Source organism: Streptosporangium pseudovulgare, assembly GCF_014648055.1.
GTDB classification, from domain to species: Bacteria; Actinomycetota; Actinomycetes; order Streptosporangiales; family Streptosporangiaceae; genus Streptosporangium; species Streptosporangium pseudovulgare.
Map to the genome: position 1 here is coordinate 22,140 of NZ_BMQJ01000034.1, position 19,567 is coordinate 41,706.

Sequence of the window (19,567 nt, forward strand, 5' to 3'; positions counted from 1 at the left end):
GTGGTGTTGTGGCACGGATACCAGGAGTGGGGCTGGCGAAAGGGCTCTCCGTCACCCTTCGCCACATGCTGAGCAAGTCGGTGACCCAGCAGTACCCCGACGTCAGGCCCGATCTGCCCGCCCGGAGTCGCGGCGTGATCGCCCTGGTCGAGGAGAACTGCACGGTGTGCATGCTCTGCGCCCGTGAGTGCCCCGACTGGTGCATCTACATCGACTCCCACAAGGAGACCCTCCCCGCCCCGGAGGGCGGCCGTCCCCGCGCCCGCAACGTGCTCGACCGGTTCGCGATCGACTTCTCGCTGTGCATGTACTGCGGCATCTGCATCGAGGTGTGCCCGTTCGACGCGCTGTTCTGGTCGCCGGAGTTCGAGTACGCCGACGGCGACATCCGCAACCTCCTGCACGAGAGGGACAGGCTGGCGGCCTGGGCGCAGACGGTCCCGCCGCCCCCGGCCCACGAGCCCAACGCCGAGCCGCCCAAGGAACTGGCGGCCGCCTCGCGTCCCGCCCGTCCCCGCACCACCGCGGGGCCGGCCCGGACGGCACCGGACGCGGCAGGGACGCCGCCGGCGCCCCCCGAGGCGTCCGCGTCCCCCACGCCGCCGGAGGCGTCCACGTCTCCCGGGCCGTCCACGTCTCCCGGGCCGTCCACGCCGCCGGAGGCGTCCGCGTCTTCCGGGCCGCGCCGTCCCGAGCGGAGGACCTCGACCCGGCGCGCGGACGTCCGGGCGATCCGCCCGCCGGGCGCGCTCCCGAAGAAGGACGCTCCCCCCGCCGGGGGCGAGCCGGTGGAACCCCCGGGAGGACGTCCCGAGGACTCCACGCCGGTGGATTCCGAGCCCGCCGGTTCTTCTCCCCCCGGTCCCGAGCCCGCCGGTTCTCCTCCCCCCGGTCCCGGCCCCGGGCCCGCGGGCTCCGGGTCCGCCGGTTCCCCGCCGGCCGGTTCCGAACACGGTGACCACCCGCCGTCTCCCGCCGCGTCTTCCCGGCCGGAGCGGCCGCAACGGAGGACCTCCACCCGGTTCTCGGACGTCCGGGCGATCCGCCCGCCGGGCGCGCTCCCGAAGAAGGACACCCCGCCCGCCGAGAAGTCATCCACAGAACAGGGTGGTGCGCCCCCGGACGAAGGCCCGGCGGAGCAGACTTCTGCCACGGACCAGGTTGAGGAGTCCGAGGAGGAGAAGTGACCGACGCGCCGTCCTATCTGTCACCGACCGGGCAGGAGATCGTCTTCCTGCTGCTCGGCGCGGTGGCGGTCGGGGCGGCGCTGCTGGTGGTGACCACCAGGCAACTCGTCCACGCGGCCCTCTGGCTGGTCGTCACGTTCGGCGCGCTCGCGGGGTGCTACCTCGTCCTGACGGCTGAGTTCGTCGCCTGGGTCCAGGTGCTGATATACGTCGGCGCGATCGTGGTCCTGCTGCTGTTCGGCATCATGCTCACCCGCGCCCCGATCGGCAGGTCGGCCGATCTCGACAGCGGCAACCGGCCGGCCGCCGCGCTCGTGGCGCTCGCCACGGCCGCCGTTCTGGTCACCGTCGTGGTCGACGGCTTCCGCACCGCCTACGCCCCCCTCCGGGCCGGCGGCGGTTCGGCCGGTGAGATCGGCTCCAGCGTCTTCCGCAACTGGGTGCTGCCCTTCGAGGCACTCTCGGTCCTCCTGCTGGCCGCCCTGATCGGCGCCATCGTGCTGTCCCGCACCGACATCCGGGGGAGGGGCTGACGTGCACATCGTCTACCCGGCGGTCGTCTCGGCGCTGCTGTTCTCCATCGGCGTGTACGGCGTGCTCGCCCGGCGCAACACGATCCTGGTCCTGATGTCCGTCGAGCTCATGCTCAACGCGGTCAACCTCAACCTGGTCGCGTTCGACGTGTGGCTGCGCGACCGCCTGCACGCCGGCCAGGTCCTCACCCTGTTCGTCATCGTGATCGCCGCGGCGGAGGTCGGTCTCGGCCTGGCGATCATCCTCGCCCTCTACCGCAACCGCCGGACCGTCGATCTCGACCGCCTCCGTCTCCTGGCCGAGACCCCCGCCCCCGCCGGATCCGCCCTTTCCCCCGAGTCCGCACTCACCGCCGGGCCGGCCTCCGCCACCGGATCCTCCCCGGTCTCCGCCCCCGTCAGGACCGGACCTCCACCCCCCACCGGGTCCCCACCCGCCGGACCCCCACCTCCCGCCGGACCTCTGCCTCCCACCGGGTCCACGCCATCCACCGGGCCCGTATCCCCGCCTCCGGCCGGCTCCCCGTTCCCGCCTTCCCCCGGGCCCGGTGAGGGCCCGTGACCACCGCCGCCGTCCTCGCCATCCTGTTGCCGTTCGCCGCCGCGGCCGCCGGCCTGCTGGGCTCCCGGTTCCCGAAGGGGCTCCGCGGAGGGGCGGCCGACGCGGCCGCGAACCGGCGGGCCGCCTGGATCGCGATCGTGCCCACCGCGGTCTCCACACTGCTCACGATCTGGCTGGCCTATTCCATACGGACCGGTCAGGCCGCCGGGGGAGGTGACTGGCTCTCCCGGTTCACCGGGTCGGCCGGCACCGCCCGTGTCGCCACGGCGTCCGTGGCCGTCGACACGGGCTCGGTGCCGATCTCCATCGGGCTGCTCGTCGACGGCCTCGCCGCGACGATCGCGGTGCTGGTCACCGTGGTGGCGCTCGCCGTCCAGGTCTACTCCGTGGGCTACCTGCGCGACGACCGGCGTTACCCCTCCTACAGCGCTTTCATCAGCCTGTTCACCAGCGCCATGCTCCTGGTCGTCTACGCGGCCGACCTCCTCGTCCTCTACGTGGGCTGGGAGGTCATGGGCCTGTGCTCCTACCTGCTGATCGGGCACTGGTGGGAAGACCGGGCCAACTCGCGGGCGGCGGTCAAGGCGTTCCTGGTCACGCGGATCGGCGACGTCGGCTTCCTGTTCGGCGTCTTCGTCCTCGGCACGGCGGCCGGCGGCTTCCGGATCGCCGACGTCCTCGCCAAGCTCCCGGAGCTGCCGCCCGGCACGATCCTCGCCGCCGCCCTCCTGCTGCTGGCCGGGGTCGCCGGGAAGAGCGCCCAGGTGCCGCTGTACACCTGGCTCCCCGACGCGATGGCCGGTCCGACCCCGATCAGCGCCCTCATCCACGCGGCCACCATGGTCGCGGCCGGCATCTTCGTCGTCGCCCGCCTCTATCCGGTCTTCCTGGCCTCCGGACCCGCCCTGGACGTGCTGGCGGTCATGGCCGCGCTCGGCATGCTCGGCGCCGCACTGGCCGCCCTGGCGCAGGACGACCTCAAGCGGGTGCTGGCCTACTCCACGATCAGCCAGCTCGCCTACATGGCCGGGGCCCTGGCCGTCGGCTCCCGCGACGCGGCGGTCTTCCACCTGATCACCCACGGCGCTTTCAAGGCCCTGCTCTTCCTGTGCGCGGGAGCGGTGATCCACGCGGTCGGCTCCAACCTCATGAGCGCGATGGGCGGTCTGCGCCGGGGGCTGCCCGTCACCTTCGCGGCGATGACGATCGGGTTCGCCGCCCTGGCCGGCCTCCCTCCGGCCAGTGGCTTCTTCAGCAAGGACGAGGTGCTGGCGGCGGTCGAGCGGTCCCTGTCCGCGGGCCACCTCGCCGCCCCCGTGGCCCTGCTCCTGTACGGCTGCGCGCTCGCCACCGTCGCGGTGACCGGCGCCTACGCCACCCGCGCGTGGCTGCGGACGTTCTTCGGCGAGCGTGCTCCCTCCGGCCTCCCCGGCACCGCCGTCCCCGAGCCCGGACCGTCCGCCGCCCTTGAGTCCGCACCGCCCGCCGCCGTCCACGAGGCGCCGCCCGTCATGCGCTGGCCGATCATCGTTCTCGCCGTTCCCGCCCTGCTCCTGGGCCTGCCCGGCGTGCTCCACATCCACTGGGGCACGGCCGTCCTCAGCGTCGCGCTCGCGCTGCTGGGCGCCGGCGCGGTCCACACCGTGTGGCGGTCCGATCCCCGGCGGGACCCGGCCCGGCTGCTCGGCCCTCTCCGCAGGCCCTGCGAGCGGGCGTTCTCCGTTGACGCGCTGTACCGCGCGGTGTTCGTCCGTCCCACGCTGCTCCTCGCGTACGTGGTCGCCCGTGCCGACGGCCGCGTGGTGGACGGAGCGGTGCGCGGTTCCGGCCGGACGGTCACCGGGCTGGCAGGCCTGGTGCGCCGGGCGCAGAACGGCAACGCCCAGCTCTACGTCACCGGCCTGCTCGCGGGCGTCCTGCTTCTCGCGGTGGGAGCGGTGATGCTCGGATGACCCCCACCCGCAGGCCCGTCCTCGCAGGTCCAGCCGGTTCCGCCCGGCAGGCCGACGGCGGCTTCCGGATCGACGCCGCCCACCGGCCGGCCTCATCCCCGGGGCCGGTTCCGGACCGGGCCGGTCCCGCGCGCCGGCCCTGTTCCGCGCGCCGGCCCTGTTCCGCGCGCCGGCCCGGTCAGGCCCGGGTTCCCGGTGCCGGGCCGATTCCCGCACCGGAGAGAGCCGTGACCGGGAGGTGGCGGGTGACATGAACTGGTTGCCGGTCGCGTTGCTCGCGGTCCCGCTCGCCGGGGCGGTCCTGCTGGCCGTTCCGGTGGGCTCGACGACCCGGGAACGCTGGTTCCCCCGGTACGGCCTGGCGGTGTCCGGGGTCGCGCTCGCGCTGTCGGCCGCCCTGGCCGCCGCCTTCGACCACGACGACCCGGCCCGGATGCAGTTCGTCACGAACCTGCCGTGGATTCCCGGCCTGGGCCTCAGGTTCCACCTCGGCGTGGACGGCGTCTCGCTGCCGCTGGTCCTGCTGACCGCGCTGCTGACCTTCCTCTGCTTCGCCTACCTCTGCCGGGGTCGTCCCGCCGGTTCCGGCCGCGCACCCGCCCCCGGCCACCCGGCGACGCCTCCACCCGGAAGCCCGTCCACGCCTTCGCCCGGCGACTCACCGGGGGCGGCGTCCGGTCGTCCGTCCGAACCCGTGGGCGGCGGCCGCCCACGGGCCCTGGTGTTCACGCTGCTGGTCCTCGAAGTGGGCATGATCGGCACCTTCCTGGCGCTGGACCTGCTGCTGTTCTTCGTGTTCTTCGAGGTCGTCCTGATCCCGATGTACTTCGTGATCGCCGTCTGGGGCGGTCACCGCCGCCGGGCGGCGGCCACCAAGTTCATCCTCTACACGCTCCTCGGCTCGGTGGTGCTCCTGCTGGGTCTGCTGCTCATCTGGGCGCAGACCGGCACCCTGGACATGACCGCCCTCGCCCGTGCCCACGGAACCGGCATGTCCCGGGCCGCGCAGATCCTCGCCTTCCTGGCGGTCGGCGCCGGTCTCGCGGTGAAGACCCCGATGTGGCCACTGCACACCTGGCTGCCCGACGCCCACACCGAGGCGCCCACCGTCGGCTCGGTGCTCCTCGCGGGCGTCCTGCTCAAGATGGGCACGTACGGCTTCGCCCGCATCGCCGTCCCGATGCTCCCCGGCGGCGCCACCGTCCTGGCCCCGTGGCTGGGCGCCTTCGCGGTGATCGGCATCATCTACGGTTCCCTGGCCTGTCTCGCCCAGCGTGACCTCAAACGGATGATCGCCTACTCCTCCATCGGTCACATGGGCTTCGTCCTCCTGGGCTTCGCCGCGCTCACCCCGGCCGGCTTCAACGGGGCGCTGTTCGGCAACATCGCCCACGGCCTGATCACCGCGCTGCTGTTCTTCGTCGTCGGCTCGATCAAGGAGCGTTACGGCACCGCGGAGATCCCGTCGCTCGGCGGTGGGATGCTGGCACGCCTGCCCCGGCTCGGCTCCGTGCTCACCTTCGCCGCCGTCGCCTCCCTGGGCCTGCCCGGCCTGGCGGGCTTCTGGGGGGAGGTGCTCTCCCTCCTGGGGGCGTTCCGGCCGGCGGCGGGCCTGCCGCGTTCCCTCTATCTCGTCTTCATGGCCCTCGGTGGCCTCGGCACCGTCCTGACCGCCGCGTACTTCCTGTCCATGCTCTCCCGCGTCACCCACGGCAGGCCCGTCGAGACCGTCCACGCCCCGGTGCTGGCCGCCGTCGGCCCGGCGGACACGGGCGGCACCGGTGACATGGGGCACACCGGCGGCGCCGGGAACGCCGGAAGCGGAGAGGGCACGGCCGACGCGGGGAACGCCGGCCGTGGAAGGGGCTACGGCAGGCGGGGCATACGGGACGTCGCGCCCCACGAACTCGTCGCCTGGGTGCCGCTCATGGCGCTGATCCTGTTGCTCGGCCTGTGGCCCAAGGCGTTGCTCGACGTCACCGGCCCGGTGGCCCGAAGCCTCCTGGGGGCGCCGTGATCCAGCCGATCGACTACTACGCCGTCGCGCCGCCGCTGATCCTGGCACTCACCGCCGGGCTCGTGCTGCTCCTGGACGTCTTCCTGCCCCGCGCGCCGTACGCCAGGCCACTGCTCGGGATCGTGACGCTGGCCGGGGTGTCCGGCGCCCTCGCCGTGGTGATCTCCCAGGCCGTGCGGGCGGCGGGGCCTCTGCGCACCTTCTGCGTGCCCCCCGGCCTGCCGGGTGCCGCCGCCCCCGGACCCGGCGCGCCGTTCCCGGTCACCGCGCCGGAGGCGGGCGCCGCGCCCCCGTGCTCGTTCGTGGTGGACGGCTTCACCCTGGTCTTCGCGGGGCTCGCGCTGGCCGCCGGGATCATCGTGGTGCTGCTGTCGATGACCGAACTGTCGTTCGGCGACATCCCCGCCGGTGAGTGGCACTTCCTGCTGCTCTGCACGCTGACCGGCGCGGTCGCGCTGCCCGCCTCCCGCGACCTGGTCATGCTGGTGGTCGCGCTGGAACTGGCCTCGCTGCCGGTCTTCGCCCTCACCGCGCTCAGGCGTTACGACGGCCGCGGTTCGGAGGCCGCCGTCAAGCTCTTCCTCGTCTCCGTGGTCTCCACGGCCGTGATGCTCTTCGGGATCTCCCTGCTGTACGGCCTGACCGGCACCGTCTACCTCGAACGGCTGGCCCGGGTGCCGCACGCGGTGCCCGGGGCCGCGGTGGGCGCCGTATCCGGTCTCGGCTCGGTGCCGGCCGGGCCGGACGCCGTCACGGCGGGCGGCGTCGACGGGGCGTACGCGTCCTCGCTCCAGATCGGCTACGACCTGCCGCCCGTGCTCGCCGTCGCCGCGGTCCTGGTGCTCGCCGGGTTCGCCTTCAAGGTGGCCGCGGTGCCGTTCCATGCCTGGGCGGGCGACGTCTACGAGGGCGCCCCCATCCCCGTCGCGGCCCTGCTCTCGGTGGTTTCCAAGGCCGCGGGGTTCGCCGGGCTGATCCTCGTCCTGGTCGGCGGCCTGCGGAACCTGGCGCCGGTCTGGGCCCCGCTGGTCGCGGTCGTCGCCGCGCTGACCATGACCGCCGGAAACCTGCTGGCCCTGCGGCGGCGCCGTGCCGTACGGCTGCTCGCCTGGTCGTCGGTCGCCCAGTCGGGTTACATCCTCGCTCCCCTCGCGGTCCGTGACGAGCGGGCGATGAACGCCTCCGTCGCCTACCTGGCGTTCTACGCGGCGATGAACCTCGGCGCCTTCGCGGTGGTCATGCTGGCGGCGCGGCGCGGTGAGTCGGGTGAGCTGGACGGCTACCGCGGGTTCGCCGCCCGCAGCCGGATCGCCGGTCCGGCGCTGGCCTTCTTCCTGATCTGCCTGGCGGGCCTGCCGCCGGGGCTGGCCGGGTTGTTCGCCAAGATCGTGGTGTTCCGGGAGCTCGTCGGCGGCGGGCTGGGCTGGCTGGCCGCCGTGATGGCCGTCAACACGGTGATCGGCCTGTACTACTACGTCGCCTGGGTCGTACGGATCTTCACCCCGGCCCCTGTTCCCGCCGCGCTCACCACCCCGGCTCCGGCCGAAGCCCCGGCCATGGCTCCCGTTCCGGCTCCGGCTCCGGGCGTGGCGGGCACCGCGCCCGAAGCCGTCCCGGTCGCGCCGGGAGCCGCCTCCGCGGCGGCCGGCGACCGTACCGGGCAGGTGGCGGCGGGTGTGGCGATCGCCCTGGCGGCCATCGTCGCCGTGCTCTTCTCCGTCGCCCCGCAGACGGTGTTCGTCCTCCTGCCGGAGGCGCTCATCGCCACCGGCTGAGTGCTTCCGGTCCCGCGTCGCCGTTGACCGGGCCTGTGCGGGGACCGCCCACCGCTGCCGGCCAGGCCCGTGCGGGAATCCGCCCGTCACCGCCGGCCATGTCCGGGCGGATACCACCCATCGCCTCGGGCGGGCCTCTGCCGGGGCCGTCCACCACTGTCGGCAGAGCGCCCCGGGGAAGGTCGGGCTTGGCCGGGGAACGTTCGACCTGGCCGAAAACGTTGGCACTGATGAATCGGCACCAGCCGAATCGCATCCACCGAAAGGACGGTGCAGTGCGCCACAACGGTCTGCGTACCGCGGTCCTCCTCGGCACGCTGTCGGCGATCATCATCGCGGTGGGCGCCTGGCTGGGGGGCGGCGCGGGCGTGCAGATCGCCGTTCTCGTCGCGCTGGCCTCCAACGGTTTCGCCTACTTCTTCTCCGACCGCATCGCCCTGTCGGCGATGCGCGCCCGCCCGGTGAGTGAGGTCGAGCAGCCGGTCCTCTACCGCATCGTGCGCCAGCTCTCCACCGAGGCCCGCCAGCCCATGCCGCGGCTGTACGTCTCGCCGACGATGCAGCCCAACGCCTTCGCGACCGGCCGCAACCCCCGGAACGCCGCGGTCTGCGTGACCTACGGCATCACCCAGCTCCTCGACGAGCGGGAGCTGCGCGGCGTCATCGGGCACGAGCTGTCCCACGTCTACAACCGCGACATCCTGATCTCCTCGGTGGCCGCCGCGCTCGCCACAGTGATCACCTACCTCGGTTACATCGGCATGTTCTTCGGCGGCGGGGACGACGACGAGGGCCCCGGCTTCGTCGGCGCGCTGCTGATGATGGTGCTCGGCCCCGTCGCCGCCGGGATGATCCAGATGGCCGTGTCCCGCTCCCGGGAGTACCAGGCCGACGAGTCCGGCGCCCGGCTCACCGGTGACCCGCTGGCCCTCGCCTCGGCTCTGCGGAAGATCGAGATGGGCGCCCGCCGGCTGCCGCTCCCGGAGAACGGCCGTATCGCCTCCGCCTCCCACCTGATGATCGCCAACCCGTTCCGGGGTGCGGGCATCGGCCGCCTGTTCTCCACCCACCCGTCCACCGCCGACCGCGTCGCCCGCCTGGAGCGGATGGCCGGCTACCGCCGCTGAGCCGTCGCGGACGCCCTCTTCCCGGAGGGCCGGGGCGAGGACGGCCGCCAGGGCTGGAACCCGTCCCTCAGGAGTGGTGGGCGACGGGGTCGGTCTCCTCGGGAGCGAGGCCGGGGATGCCGTCGATGCTCTCGCGGTTGTGCTTGGCCCGGTAGGCGCGCCTGCGCTGGACGTCCTTGCGCCCGGTCCACTCGTCCAGCAGCGTCCGGTCCTGGTCGAAGGACATGAACGGCACCGAGTAGCCGCAGGAGTCGGCGATGCGGTCGCATTCGACGACGATGATCGTCCGGACGCCCGGATGCGGGCCGAAGTTCCGGATCAGCTCGGGGAAGTCGGGGTCGGCCGGGAGGACGACCCGGCCGGTGCCGTACAGGCGGACGATGTTGGGCGGCCCGGAGAAGGCGCAGAACATGATCGTGATGCGGCCGTTCTGGCGGAGGTGGGAGACGGTCTCCACTCCGCTGCCGTCCAGGTCGAGGTAGGCGACGGTGGTGTCGCCGAGGACGGCGAAGGTGTCGGCGTATCCCTTGGGGGAGACGTTGACGTGTCCGCCCTGTTCGGGGGCGGTGGCGACGAAGTAGACCGGCTGCGCCTCGATGAACGCGCGCAGCCGGCCGTCGATCCTGTCATGAATTTTCCCCATAAGAGGGAAGATAGCGAGTGGCTATTCTCCGGGTGCCCACCAGATCCACGAATCCCGCCGGGGCTTGAAGGAGTCCAGCCTGCGAGTGACGCCGGTCTCGGCGTCCACCGTCCGCTTCACCGCGAGGACGGTCTCCCCGTCCCCGTTGCCGACGTAGTTCCACATGGTGAGGGCGCCCGCCGGCCCCCAGCCGAGCAGCTGCACCTCCTCGCCCTTCGGCAGGCTGAACCGTACGGCGCCGGAGACGGCGTCGGAGGTCAGGTCGTAGGTGTGCAGGCGGGGCCTGCCCGAGTCCCCGCCGACGACCACGGCGACCGTGGTCCCGTCGTCGGCCAGCGCGACCGGGGTGTTGTTGGCGACGATCTGCGGGACGACCCTGTGCGCGGTCCTGCGGCCGTCCTTGCCGAAGACCGAGAACTCGGTGGTGTTGTCGGCGGTCCGCCGGGTGGTCAGCAGATGCTCGCCGTCCGGGCTGAAGCCCGCCACGTCCTCCTTCGCCGGCAGCGTGACCACCTTGCCGGTCCTCAGGTCGGCGATGAGGCTCGGCAGCCTGTCGTTCGCGTCCCCGTAGTCGACCACGACGACCGAGCCGTCGGAGGAGAGGGCGGTGGACACCTCCCCCTCGTCGGCCCCCCGGGGGAGGGTGGCGGCCCGGCCTGGCAGCGGCCTGACCTCGCCGCTGCCCACGTCGCGGACGACGAGCCGGTCGTTCCTGAGGTAGCTCACGATCCGGCCGTCCTCGCTGACCCGGAACGGGGCACCGACATCCTTGTCGATCTTGCCTCCGGGCCTCCTGGGGAAGGACTGCGCGTCGGTCAGCGTAATGGTCTTCCCGCTGCGCATGGCCAGCTTCCACTTCCCGCAGGGAACGGTGTAGTCCTTCCTGGGGCAGCTCTTGATCCACGCGTAGTTGACGGAGTCGGCGGACACGGCTCCCGTCCTCGCGTCCGCCGGACCCGCGACCAAGAACGAGGTCACCGCCGTCACGGCGGTGAGGAGTGCGGCTGCGCCGCGTGAGGGGTTCATCGGGGCTCCTTTCACCCACCGGGATAGATGCGCCTCGGGGACGAAAGGTTCGGTCACGAATCGAGCACTCCATCCGGCGGTGCCGGCGGTCTCGACCGGCCTTGTCCCGCGCGGCCGGCCGGTCCCGCCGACGTCGAATCGGCGTCCCCGGTGAACCCCGGCGCATGGCCCGGATATCCGCCTCGCGTTCGTCGGCATGTCGCCGGGCCGAAGACGCCACTGCCGCAGGATCCCTGCCTTGACCGTGTCATTCGGCTTCGTCATTCGGCTTCGAAGAGGCGGTGGAGGATCATCGGCCCCTTCGGTCAGAGCTCTGCCTCGTGGGCGGACAGCTGGGTATTCTGATCCCGCTCCACGGTGAGAACACCGGCTTGGAAGCCTCTGTCCCAGGGAGCACAGACATGGCGGAGCGGATCTGGCTCGACATCCCCTACAGCCAGAAAGACGAGGCCAAGGCGCTCGGAGCGCGATGGGACGCACAGGCGCGCCGCTGGTACGCGCCTCGCCACGGCATGGCCGCCCTCGACCGATGGACGGCCCTGCCTCCGGTGCCGGACCTCCTGCCGGGGGAGGACCGTTCGTGGGGAGCGGGACTGTTCGTCGATCTCGTGCCTTCCTCGTGCTGGTTCACGAACGTCCGAACCTGTGTCAGTGAGAAGGACTGGGAACGACTCCGCCGTATGATCACTGAGCGCGCCGGACGGCGCTGCGAGGCGTGCGGACGCGGAGAGGACCGCGGCGCACGTCGCCATCTCGAAGCCCATGAACGATGGGCCTATGACGATGCCACCCTGACGCAGCGTCTTCGCCGTCTGATCTGCCTCTGCGGCGACTGCCACACGGCCACGCACTTCGGGCTGGCCACCGTCCGCGGTGTGGACACGCAAGCCCTGGCCCACCTCTGTACGGTGACCGGCATGACCTCCGTCCAGGCCCGGCGTCATGTCGATGAGGCGTTCGGGCTCTGGCGGTACCGTTCGCGTTTCACCTGGAGACTCGATCTGAGCGTCCTGACGAACGCGGGGGTGACACTCGCCCGGCCCCCCGAGGCCGAAGCGCGTGATCGAGCTGCCCGGGAGGGGCTGCGAGCGGCACGGGCGATCGACGCGGAGACGGGCCGATAGCATCCCGCGCCCTTCGGAAGGACACGGTTCCTGGGTCGCGTGCCCTGCGCGTCATTCCGGCCGGGATGTGCCGTGGCTACGGCCGCCGCCGGACGTGGCCGGGTCCTCCCACTCCTCCATCCGATGAGCGATCGCATGCGCCGTTGTCGAAACGGCGCATGCCTTCCTGCCCGGTGGGCGGGGAACGGCGTGCGGGAGAGGGCGGGCTCGGGCGGGCGTGCCGTTCGCATGCCCCGGGTGTGCCCTCCCAGGAGAGCAAGGCCCTGACACCACAGATCAGGGCCTTGGTTCCCGGTACGTCAACGGTAGTTGGTGAACTGCAGGGCGATCTCCAGGTCCTTGCCCTTGAGCAGGGCGATGACCTCCTGCAGCTCGTCCCGCTTCTTGGAGCTCACACGCAGCTCCTCGCCCTGGATCTGGGCCTTGACGCCCTTGGGCCCCTCATCCCGGATGATCTTCGAGATCTTCTTGGCGTGCTCCTGGTCGATGCCCTCCTTGAGGTTGACCATGAGCCGGTACTCCTTGCCGGACAGCTTGGGCTCGCCGGCGTCCAGGATCTTGAGGGAGAGCCCGCGCTTGATCAGCTTGTCCTTGAAGACATCGAGGACGGCGTTGGCCCGCTCCTCGCTGTTGGCCCGGATCTCGACGGCCTTCTGTCCGCCCGCCCAGGCGATGTTCGCGCCGGTGCCCTTGAAGTCGAACCGGTGCCCGACCTCCTTGACCGTCTGGTTCAGCGCGTTGTCGGCCTCCTGGTGGTCGATCTTGCTGACGATGTCGAAACTGCTGTCGGCCATGCCTTGGCTGTCCTCTCTAGCTCTCCCGCCGACACTAGCGCCTTCGCCGGTCGGCACACATCGAACGTCACCGTCAACACCCCGACGACGGTGACAATGATCGCTCACCACCGGTACGGGCCCCGCCCCGGCGGGGCCCTTCGCACGGTGACCCCACACGGCAGGGCCCCGTACGGCGGGATCCGCACGGTGGGACCTCCGCGCGCGGGATTCCTTGTGGCGGCGGAACTCCCACGCGACGAAACGCCCGTACGGCGGGCCATGACCTCCGTACGGCGGGCCCGTACGAGCCGGATCCCGCCGATGTCACGTCACACCCCGAAGTCCGCTATTCTTTCTCATGTCGCCGCTTCGAGCGGATGACGCGGCAGGTTGCCCGAGTGGTCAAAGGGAGCGGTCTGTAAAACCGTCGGCTCAGCCTACGCAGGTTCAAGTCCTGCACCTGCCACCAGCCAAACGGCAGCTCAGAGGCCCTACGGGGCCTCTTTTGCTTTTCCGGGCCATGCAGCCGAACGCCGCGCCGAGCGGCCGTGCGTCGGTGGTCGCGCAATATACGCGCAATGATCTTGATGGCGTTTCCCCAGGTCGCGCCTGGCTTCCGGCCGGTTCGGGAAGGGACGCCGGCCCCGGAAACGCCGAAGGGTCCCGGGGGAGTCCGGGACCCTGATCGTAGGCGGGTGGCTCATGTGGTGAGCGCGTCGCTGATCCGCCTGTTGGCGATCTCCTTATGCCCGTCGAGGCACTTGGCGTAGACCCGCAGCAGGACGTCCACGCCGTGACCGGCCCGCTCGGCCACATCCGGGGCTGGAACGCCCGAGTTCAGCCACAGGGAGACCGCCGCGTGCCTCAGGTCGTACGGCCGCCGCGCGAGGGGAGAAGCCACCTGGGCGGGAGTGAGGGCGAGGGTTCGCGCGTCCTGCCAGACCTCGGTGTAGGCCGTCGAGGCGATCACGCCACCGCGTTCACTCCGGAAGAGACGGCCGTCCTCGCCGGCCCCGTACTCCTCGATGTGCTGCCGGAGGATCTTCACCAGCTCAGGAGGGATCGGCACCGGCCGTACGTCGGCCCGGCCCCGGTGCTTGAGGCCGCGTTCCTCGTGGGCGTTCCCGCTGTCGGTCCACTGCGTGTTGACCTCCGGCCGGGAGACGTCGATCGTCAGCCGTCCCCAACCCTCGTCGGGCAGGTGGCAGTCCTGGAGTCGCAGACCGACCGCCTCAGCCGGACGCAGGGCCGCGTAGTACATGCAGGCGAACAGCGCCATGAGCCGCCGGCCCCTGCCCCGGCCGCCCACGTAGGTGACCATGGTCAGCAGCTCCCGAGCCTGCCGCGGATTGACCACCACGCGGGGATCAACGGTCTCGGTGGTCTTGGGCGGCTTCCACCTCACCTTGTGCAGCGGATTGGCCTCCAGTTCCTCCAACTCCACCGCGTACTCAAGGACGGCGTGCAGGACGGCCCGCTTCCGGGCGATCGTGTTCGGAGCCGCGGCCCTGCCATCGAGACGAAGGGCGAGCGCGTCCAAAGCCAGCCGTACGATCTTCGTCTCTCCCAGGTCGGCCAGGTCCAGCGAAGCCCCTTCCAGCCATCGGATCGCCCTCGCCATGTCGTGAGGAGCATTCGGCCTCTTGCCGGAGGGAAGCAGCGCGTACTTCCGGAGCGCGGCCCTCAGAGTCTCGGCGTCAGGACGCCCCGGCCGGTCCTTGGTCAGCGCGGGAAGCACCGTCGCGAGCGCGTCGGACATGCTGTCCCGGCTCTTGGCCGCCGCATGAGGCCACTTCATGTCGACGTAGGCCCGCACGAACTCGAAGACCGTCCGGGCGCTCTTGGCCTGGAGCATGGAGAGGGGGAGCCCGGTCTCCATGTCGAAGGCTTCACCCCGCTTGGCCGCCTGCCGAAGGTCCGACAGGAAGTTCTCGGCGAGCGCTTTGGTTCGTAGCGTCTTGGACTTCTGTCGACCGCCGACCTTCCAGCGGACCACGTAGGACGGTGTCTTGCTCGTCTCGTTCCGGCGGGTCTCCCAGAACTTCACGTCGTAGGAGGTGTTCACGCCGCCTCCCGCAGGGATTCGAGCCAGGCGGTGAACTCGCTGCGCCAGACGCGGATCTCGCCGTTGGGGAGCTTGATTCCCTGTGGGGCGTGGCCGATCTCGCGCCAGCGGTAGAAGGTGCGCCGGGAGACGCCGCCCAGTTCGGCGAGGATCTCGGGGACGGTCATCAGCTCGTCACGGTTCTTGCTCATGCCGCCTCCCGCGTCTCGGCCGCCGGAATCTCCTGTCCGTCTGCTCTGGCTTCCAGGGCGAGCAGGGTTGCTCGCCAGCGTTGGCGTTCGGCGACCATGCGCAGCAGTCGCAGGGCGAGTGAGGGGGTATCGGCGTCGCCGGCCGGGACGGGCTTCCAGACGTAGCGGTGCGGGTCCGTGGCCGTGGGGTCGTCGGCGAGGCCGAGGGCTTCCAGCGCCCAGGTTCGGCGGTCGCGCTTGTGCTCGGCCAGGGTCTTGTTCGACCACTTGCGGGAGACCAGCACGCGGCGTCCGGCGTAGCCGAGGTGTTCGGGCTTGTGCGCCTTGCCCCGGCAGCGACCTGGCGTCATGCCCGGTTTGGCACCTTTGGGCTGCACGCCGTACCGCAGCCAGTTCGGGCACGAGGGCGAGCAGGGTTCGTAGCGGAGTGCCTCGACCAGCCGGGCGGCGTGGTCCCGGCGTGCGGGGTCGTCGGCGTCGAGACTCTCGCCGAGGCTTTTGGTGAGGTACTTGCTCAGGTAGCGGATGCACTGGTCGGCGTCCGGGGTTCCGGCGAGCACGCCTTGGACGTCGATCTGGTCGCCGAAGCGGATCACATGCAGGGGTTCGGCATCGTCGTCCTGGCCGAGCCGGTCGAGCGCCTCGTCCCAGGTGGGCAGGACTTCCCCGGTGTCGGGGTCGAGGTAGTCGCCGACCTGGCCGTCCGGGTGACTCTGCCCCTCGGGGAGGTCGGCGCGCGGAGCCCAGACCGGCAGGTGTTCGCCGTCAAAGCGGACCTCGTCGGCTTCCGGCCACCACACCTGGTGGTACGTCGCGGCAGCGATGGCCTTGACCTCCGCCCGGGGCAGGGTGCCGCGGATGGCCATGTGTAGATGCGGGGCCAGGCGCTTCTGTGGCTCCACGGTGGCGAAGTACTGCACGTCGTAGCCGGCCACCCGGCGGAGGTTCTGCACGAAGCGGTCGACGAGCTTGGAGAAGTGCAGCGCGTCCCGCGCCGCCCGCGCGTAGTCATACGTGCTTGGATTGACGGGGACGCCTCGTCCGGCCTGGATGCGGCCGTAGGACGGCAGGGTCAGGGTGAGGAACAGCGACGGGCGGAACACCTTACCTTCGGTGCCGGTGAAGGTCCGCCCCAAGGTGGTGGGGCGCATGGCCCGCTGGGGCAGGTCCGGGGCGTCCTGGCGGCGCCGGGTCGAGCGGGAGCGGCGAGGAGCGGACCTGCCGGACAGGGTGCCCCGCATTCCCGCCGCGCGGATCTCCTCGTCGATGGCCTGAATCGCGGCGTCCCAGTCGGCGACCTCCTCCACCTCCCCGGCGCGCTCAACGGCGTCGCGCTTGGCCTGGACGTCGGCGCGGAACTCGATCAGCCACCGCTGGTCCTCGGTGGCGGGGGCAGGTTCGGTGACGGGTTCGTGGTCGAGGTGCCAGCCTTCGCGGCATTGGGCCTTGCGGAGTTGCTTGTTGCGCCGGGCGCACGGCGGGCAGACGGTCTCCCGGGTGGACCCGCACGGGACGTTGACGTCTTCGCTCTGTCCGGTGCAGGTGTCCAGGCGGCGCAGGAGGATGGGGCGGATGCATACGCCGTTGGCCTTGGCGACCTCCACGGCCACGTCCAGGGCGACGGGCATCTTCTGCTTCTCGGCCCGGGTCAGGGTGCGGTCGTTGACGGGGTTCATTCGGTCACCTCCTCGCGGTGCACTTCGGTCAGGTCGGCGGCCAGCCGGAACAGCGAGCCGTAGGGGTCGGTGGTCACCGAGACGTTGAACAGCTCGAAGGCCACCATCGGCTGAGTACGGCGCGGGCCGACCATCGCCAGGACGGGGCGCCGGCAGATGCGGGTGATCTCCTCGTCAGTGCCGTAGAAGCAGACCCTCACGCGGCCACCGCCTCGGCCATGGCGCGGATGTCGGCATCGGAGACGTAGGCCGCGCGAACCCGGATCGGATCGGGTGAGGCTTCCAGCCGCACGTAGGCGACGCCCGCGCCCTGTTCGGGGATCGGGGAGATGTGGTCGGCCAGCGCTCCCCGGTCGCGGGCGCCGTCCCCGAGGACCATGTCCACCTGCTCCGACTCGTCGAGCCGGAGGGCGATCTTGTCGGGGAACAGGTTGCGGATGTTCATGACCTCCTTGCGCGGGTCCTGGAGCGCGGCCAGGACCCCGACGCCGACCGCCCGCCCCTGCGTCGTCAGCGTGGCGAGGGCGGCGGAGATGCGCAGCTTCAGGCCCTTGTCGGATTGGTAGGCGGTCAAGAACGCCACCTCGTCAACGACCACCAGGACAAACGGATCCTCCGGCGTCGGAGTATGGGAGCGCTGGTGACCGGCGAAGCGGTCGGCGCGTTCCTGCATCACCGCCACGGCCGCCTCCAGCAGGTCGGCGCAGTCGGCCGGGGTCGCGGCATAGCGGTTACCGAACAGGGATCGACCGAAGGACAGCTCCATCCGCTTGGGATCGAGGGCCCAGATCTGCACCAGGCCCGCGCGGACGGCGGGGAGGAGGCCGCGGATGGCCGACCAGATCACCGATCCCTTGCCGGCCCCGGTGGCCCCGGCGACCAGGACGTGGGTGCCGTGGACGGTCAGCAGCCAGGGTGAGCCGTCCTCACGGGTGCCGACCCGCACCGGTCCCACCGACACCTCGTCCGGGATCGGGACCGCGGGCATGGGGACGGCGAGCGGATCACGCCGGGGGAAGATGAGGTGCAGGCGGCCCGCGCGGGAGATGGAGGCGCGGCAGGAGCGGGCGCCGAAGCCGTGTGCGAGCTGGTCGAGCCGGTCGGCCCAGTCCTTGACCGCCTGCCCGTGGAGCATCTTGACGGTGACCACGTCGGCCCAGGAGGTGCAGTGGACCCGCATCAGACGAGGGAGGTAGTCCCGGCCGCGGAGGTGCCGCCCTAATCCGGAGATGATCATTACCGGTTGCCAGTGCCGCCGGTAGATCCAGACCAGGCGCCAGAAGGCCAGCAGCCGCCAGCCGATCAGGCGCAGGAACGAGGGCTGGTGCAGGGTGAACCACAGCGCCGATACGGTCATGACCACCGCGATCGAGATCAGGCCCGCCCGCCAGCCGTACCAGCAGGCCAGCGCGCACGGGGCGGCGACGACGGCCGAGGTGACCGGGTGCCGCCAAAGGAGCTTCACCAGGCCGGCCAGCAGCCGAGCGGCGAAGATGACGAGTGCGACGAACGCCGGGGTGCGCAGCACAGCGGGGCGGAAGACGACGGCGGTGTCGGGGGTGGTGGAGACCAGGCGTTGTGCCTCGTCGCCGGGCAGTTTCCGGAACATTAGGCTGGGGTCCTCTTCTTGATGTGGTGTCAGGGGGAGATGTGAGGGGCCGCCGGAAGTTGCCGCTTCTGGCGGCCCCGCTTGCGTGTCAGCCCGGTAGGTCGTCCAGTCCGGGCAGGGTGGGGCCGGGGTCCTGCTCGTTGTGGATGCGGACGCAGTCGCCGAGGTAGCGCACCGCGGCGGCGGCGATTTCCTTGGCCAAGGCGACGTCGGAGGCGGTGACGGGTCCGCCGCCGGTGGTGGTGATGGTGACCTGGGCCTCGGAGGTGGCCAGGTTCAAAAACGGCCGTCCGCTGGTGGTCACCGCGGCCACCACGCCGACGTCCGGGGTGCTGAAAGACAGGTCCAGGCGGGTCAGCCCGTTGCGCAGGACGCCGGTGAGGTAGATGTGCGGGGCGGGGGTGTTCACGCTGCGATCTCCTTGCTGGTCGTGGTGGTGTTCTTGCCGGGGGCGGCCGGAGCGGCGGCGCGGGGTGCGCGCATGGTGCGGGCGCGGATGGACCAGGCCAGGCGTCCGGTGTTCTGGGCGACGTAGGGGGTGACGGTCATGCCGTCGAACTCGACCGGGACGAACGGCAGACCCGGCAGCGACGCCGGGGGGACGGGCTGCACGTCGGCGAGGATCTTGACGGTGACGGTCTTCTGGCCGGCCTTGACGGTGGGGTCGGCGTCCATGACGGCGACCTGCCAGACCGGCTCACCGGTGGTCTTGTCCTTGGCGTAGACGGTCCGGCCGTTCGCCGAGGCGGTGAAGTCCTTGACCTGCTCGACCTCGCCGACGATGTAGCAGCCGTGCGGGAAGACCTGCTCGAAGCTGACGGGTATGGGGCCCTGGATGGCCATGGCGGATGAGTCCTTTCATGGGTGGTGATGGACAGCGGGATATTCGATCGTCCACTTGTCCGACTGAGTTGAGGCTAGCTTCCCCAACTCGTCCGCACAAGTGGTTAGGGGAAGGGGGTGGGGTTCATTGCTGGTCGACGTGCGTCAGAAGCTCAGTGGCAGCGGATGTCCAGCCCCGCGTCAGTGCTGTCGATCAGCTCCACGATCACCGACCGGCGACCATAGACCGCCTGCTCCGACGACGGTCGAATCCAGGCGGTGATGCTCGGCCGGCTCGACTCGACCCCCGCGATGTCCGCCTGCTTGTAGTAGGCGAGAAGTTCCCTAACGGGTAACTCCGTCTCCAGTGTGAACCGGGAGCCTTTTTCATGCTGAAATTGCAGCTCATAGCCGGTGAGCCCAGCGATCATCAGGGCCTTGGCCGCGCCGATCGCAAGCAGTTCAGCACCTCTTGCGATGCT

17 protein-coding genes, 1 tRNA gene and 2 pseudogenes are annotated in these 19,567 nt (G+C 71.2%); 9 read left to right on the plus strand and 11 right to left on the minus strand.

Annotation, left to right across the window (positions count from 1 at the left end; genetic code table 11):
- The first annotated feature begins 65 nt into the window (after positions 1–65).
- From IEZ10_RS36785 to htpX, 7 genes and pseudogenes are all read left to right on the plus strand, one after another.
- Entirely contained in the window at positions 66–1,187 is a 1,122-nt protein-coding gene (locus IEZ10_RS36785; RefSeq protein WP_229812033.1) for a 4Fe-4S binding protein, read from the plus strand.
- Positions 1,184–1,720, plus strand: coding sequence for an NADH-quinone oxidoreductase subunit J family protein (locus IEZ10_RS36790; RefSeq protein ID WP_179820288.1), 537 nt, complete (start codon positions 1,184–1,186; stop codon positions 1,718–1,720). Before IEZ10_RS36785 ends, IEZ10_RS36790 begins: the two co-directional genes overlap by 4 nt.
- Position 1,721: 1 nt before the next feature.
- Positions 1,722–2,018: pseudogene (gene nuoK / locus IEZ10_RS36795) on the plus strand (NADH-quinone oxidoreductase subunit NuoK); the annotation flags it as partial.
- 260 nt (positions 2,019–2,278) lie between these two features.
- A complete protein-coding gene (locus IEZ10_RS36800) occupies positions 2,279–4,234 on the plus strand; it encodes an NADH-quinone oxidoreductase subunit 5 family protein (RefSeq protein ID WP_189251128.1) in 1,956 nt (651 codons plus the stop codon).
- A 250-nt stretch (positions 4,235–4,484) separates the two neighbouring features.
- Positions 4,485–6,251 (plus strand): complex I subunit 4 family protein, encoded by a 1,767-nt coding sequence (locus IEZ10_RS36805; RefSeq protein ID WP_189251129.1) that lies wholly within the window; start codon positions 4,485–4,487, stop codon positions 6,249–6,251.
- Positions 6,248–8,026 (plus strand): NADH-quinone oxidoreductase subunit N, encoded by a 1,779-nt coding sequence (locus tag IEZ10_RS36810; RefSeq protein WP_189251130.1) that lies wholly within the window; start codon positions 6,248–6,250, stop codon positions 8,024–8,026. The genes IEZ10_RS36805 and IEZ10_RS36810 overlap by 4 nt, the downstream gene beginning before the upstream one ends.
- A gap of 275 nt (positions 8,027–8,301) precedes the next feature.
- A complete protein-coding gene (gene htpX, locus IEZ10_RS36815; RefSeq protein WP_189251131.1) occupies positions 8,302–9,153 on the plus strand; it encodes a zinc metalloprotease HtpX in 852 nt (283 codons plus the stop codon).
- A 67-nt stretch (positions 9,154–9,220) separates the two neighbouring features.
- On the opposite strand, the gene IEZ10_RS36820 is transcribed toward htpX, so the two are convergent.
- Entirely contained in the window at positions 9,221–9,796 is a 576-nt protein-coding gene (locus IEZ10_RS36820; RefSeq protein ID WP_189251132.1) for a pyridoxamine 5'-phosphate oxidase family protein, read from the minus strand.
- A 21-nt stretch (positions 9,797–9,817) separates the two neighbouring features.
- A complete protein-coding gene (locus IEZ10_RS36825; protein WP_189251133.1) occupies positions 9,818–10,822 on the minus strand; it encodes a hypothetical protein in 1,005 nt (334 codons plus the stop codon).
- Positions 10,823–11,223: 401 nt separating this feature from the next.
- Here IEZ10_RS36825 and IEZ10_RS36830 point away from each other — a divergent pair, with 401 nt between their 5' ends.
- Positions 11,224–11,946, plus strand: coding sequence for a DUF5710 domain-containing protein (locus IEZ10_RS36830; RefSeq protein ID WP_189251134.1), 723 nt, complete (start codon positions 11,224–11,226; stop codon positions 11,944–11,946).
- Between the two features lie 299 nt (positions 11,947–12,245).
- Here IEZ10_RS36830 and IEZ10_RS36835 read toward each other — a convergent pair whose 3' ends face one another.
- Positions 12,246–12,740 (minus strand): YajQ family cyclic di-GMP-binding protein, encoded by a 495-nt coding sequence (locus tag IEZ10_RS36835; protein WP_179820268.1) that lies wholly within the window; start codon positions 12,738–12,740, stop codon positions 12,246–12,248.
- Between the two features lie 366 nt (positions 12,741–13,106).
- On the opposite strand from IEZ10_RS36835, the gene IEZ10_RS36840 reads away from it, so the two are divergent.
- A tRNA-Tyr gene (locus tag IEZ10_RS36840) sits at positions 13,107–13,191 on the plus strand.
- 231 nt (positions 13,192–13,422) lie between these two features.
- On the opposite strand, the gene IEZ10_RS36845 is transcribed toward IEZ10_RS36840, so the two are convergent.
- The 8 genes and pseudogenes from IEZ10_RS36845 to IEZ10_RS36880 all read right to left on the minus strand — a co-directional run.
- Positions 13,423–14,787 carry a tyrosine-type recombinase/integrase gene (locus IEZ10_RS36845; protein WP_189251135.1) on the minus strand — a complete coding sequence of 455 codons (1,365 nt, stop codon included), beginning with the start codon at positions 14,785–14,787 and terminating at the stop codon, positions 13,423–13,425.
- Positions 14,784–14,978 carry a helix-turn-helix transcriptional regulator gene (locus tag IEZ10_RS36850; RefSeq protein WP_189251136.1) on the minus strand — a complete coding sequence of 65 codons (195 nt, stop codon included), beginning with the start codon at positions 14,976–14,978 and terminating at the stop codon, positions 14,784–14,786. The genes IEZ10_RS36845 and IEZ10_RS36850 overlap by 4 nt, the downstream gene beginning before the upstream one ends.
- Positions 14,975–16,654, minus strand: a complete 1,680-nt coding sequence (locus IEZ10_RS36855; RefSeq protein ID WP_189251137.1) for a replication initiator — start codon at positions 16,652–16,654, stop codon at positions 14,975–14,977. Before IEZ10_RS36855 ends, IEZ10_RS36850 begins: the two co-directional genes overlap by 4 nt.
- Positions 16,651–16,854 (minus strand): hypothetical protein, encoded by a 204-nt coding sequence (locus IEZ10_RS36860; RefSeq protein ID WP_189251138.1) that lies wholly within the window; start codon positions 16,852–16,854, stop codon positions 16,651–16,653. Before IEZ10_RS36860 ends, IEZ10_RS36855 begins: the two co-directional genes overlap by 4 nt.
- On the minus strand, positions 16,851–18,263 hold the full coding sequence (locus IEZ10_RS36865) for an FtsK/SpoIIIE domain-containing protein (protein WP_189251139.1): 1,413 nt from the start codon (positions 18,261–18,263) through the stop codon (positions 16,851–16,853). Before IEZ10_RS36865 ends, IEZ10_RS36860 begins: the two co-directional genes overlap by 4 nt.
- 88 nt (positions 18,264–18,351) lie before the next feature.
- A complete protein-coding gene (locus IEZ10_RS36870) occupies positions 18,352–18,672 on the minus strand; it encodes a hypothetical protein (protein WP_189251140.1) in 321 nt (106 codons plus the stop codon).
- Positions 18,669–19,106, minus strand: a complete 438-nt coding sequence (locus IEZ10_RS36875) for a plasmid replication, integration and excision activator (RefSeq protein WP_189251141.1) — start codon at positions 19,104–19,106, stop codon at positions 18,669–18,671. The genes IEZ10_RS36870 and IEZ10_RS36875 overlap by 4 nt, the downstream gene beginning before the upstream one ends.
- 152 nt (positions 19,107–19,258) lie before the next feature.
- Positions 19,259–19,567 (minus strand): annotated as a pseudogene (locus tag IEZ10_RS36880) (hypothetical protein); the annotation flags it as partial.

Bases quoted from the DNA above. Each gene is read 5' to 3' on its own strand.
- IEZ10_RS36785 (WP_229812033.1), top strand. From the start codon at position 66: ATGCTGAGCAAGTCGGTGACCCAGCAGTACCCCGACGTCAGGCCCGAT.
- IEZ10_RS36805 (WP_189251129.1), top strand. From the start codon at position 4,485: ATGAACTGGTTGCCGGTCGCGTTGCTCGCGGTCCCGCTCGCCGGGGCG.
- IEZ10_RS36820 (WP_189251132.1), bottom strand. From the start codon at position 9,796: ATGGGGAAAATTCATGACAGGATCGACGGCCGGCTGCGCGCGTTCATC.
- IEZ10_RS36825 (WP_189251133.1), bottom strand. From the start codon at position 10,822: ATGAACCCCTCACGCGGCGCAGCCGCACTCCTCACCGCCGTGACGGCG.
- IEZ10_RS36830 (WP_189251134.1), top strand. From the start codon at position 11,224: ATGGCGGAGCGGATCTGGCTCGACATCCCCTACAGCCAGAAAGACGAG.
- IEZ10_RS36835 (WP_179820268.1), bottom strand. From the start codon at position 12,740: ATGGCCGACAGCAGTTTCGACATCGTCAGCAAGATCGACCACCAGGAG.
- IEZ10_RS36850 (WP_189251136.1), bottom strand. From the start codon at position 14,978: ATGAGCAAGAACCGTGACGAGCTGATGACCGTCCCCGAGATCCTCGCC.
- IEZ10_RS36855 (WP_189251137.1), bottom strand. From the start codon at position 16,654: ATGAACCCCGTCAACGACCGCACCCTGACCCGGGCCGAGAAGCAGAAG.
- IEZ10_RS36865 (WP_189251139.1), bottom strand. From the start codon at position 18,263: ATGTTCCGGAAACTGCCCGGCGACGAGGCACAACGCCTGGTCTCCACC.
- IEZ10_RS36875 (WP_189251141.1), bottom strand. From the start codon at position 19,106: ATGGCCATCCAGGGCCCCATACCCGTCAGCTTCGAGCAGGTCTTCCCG.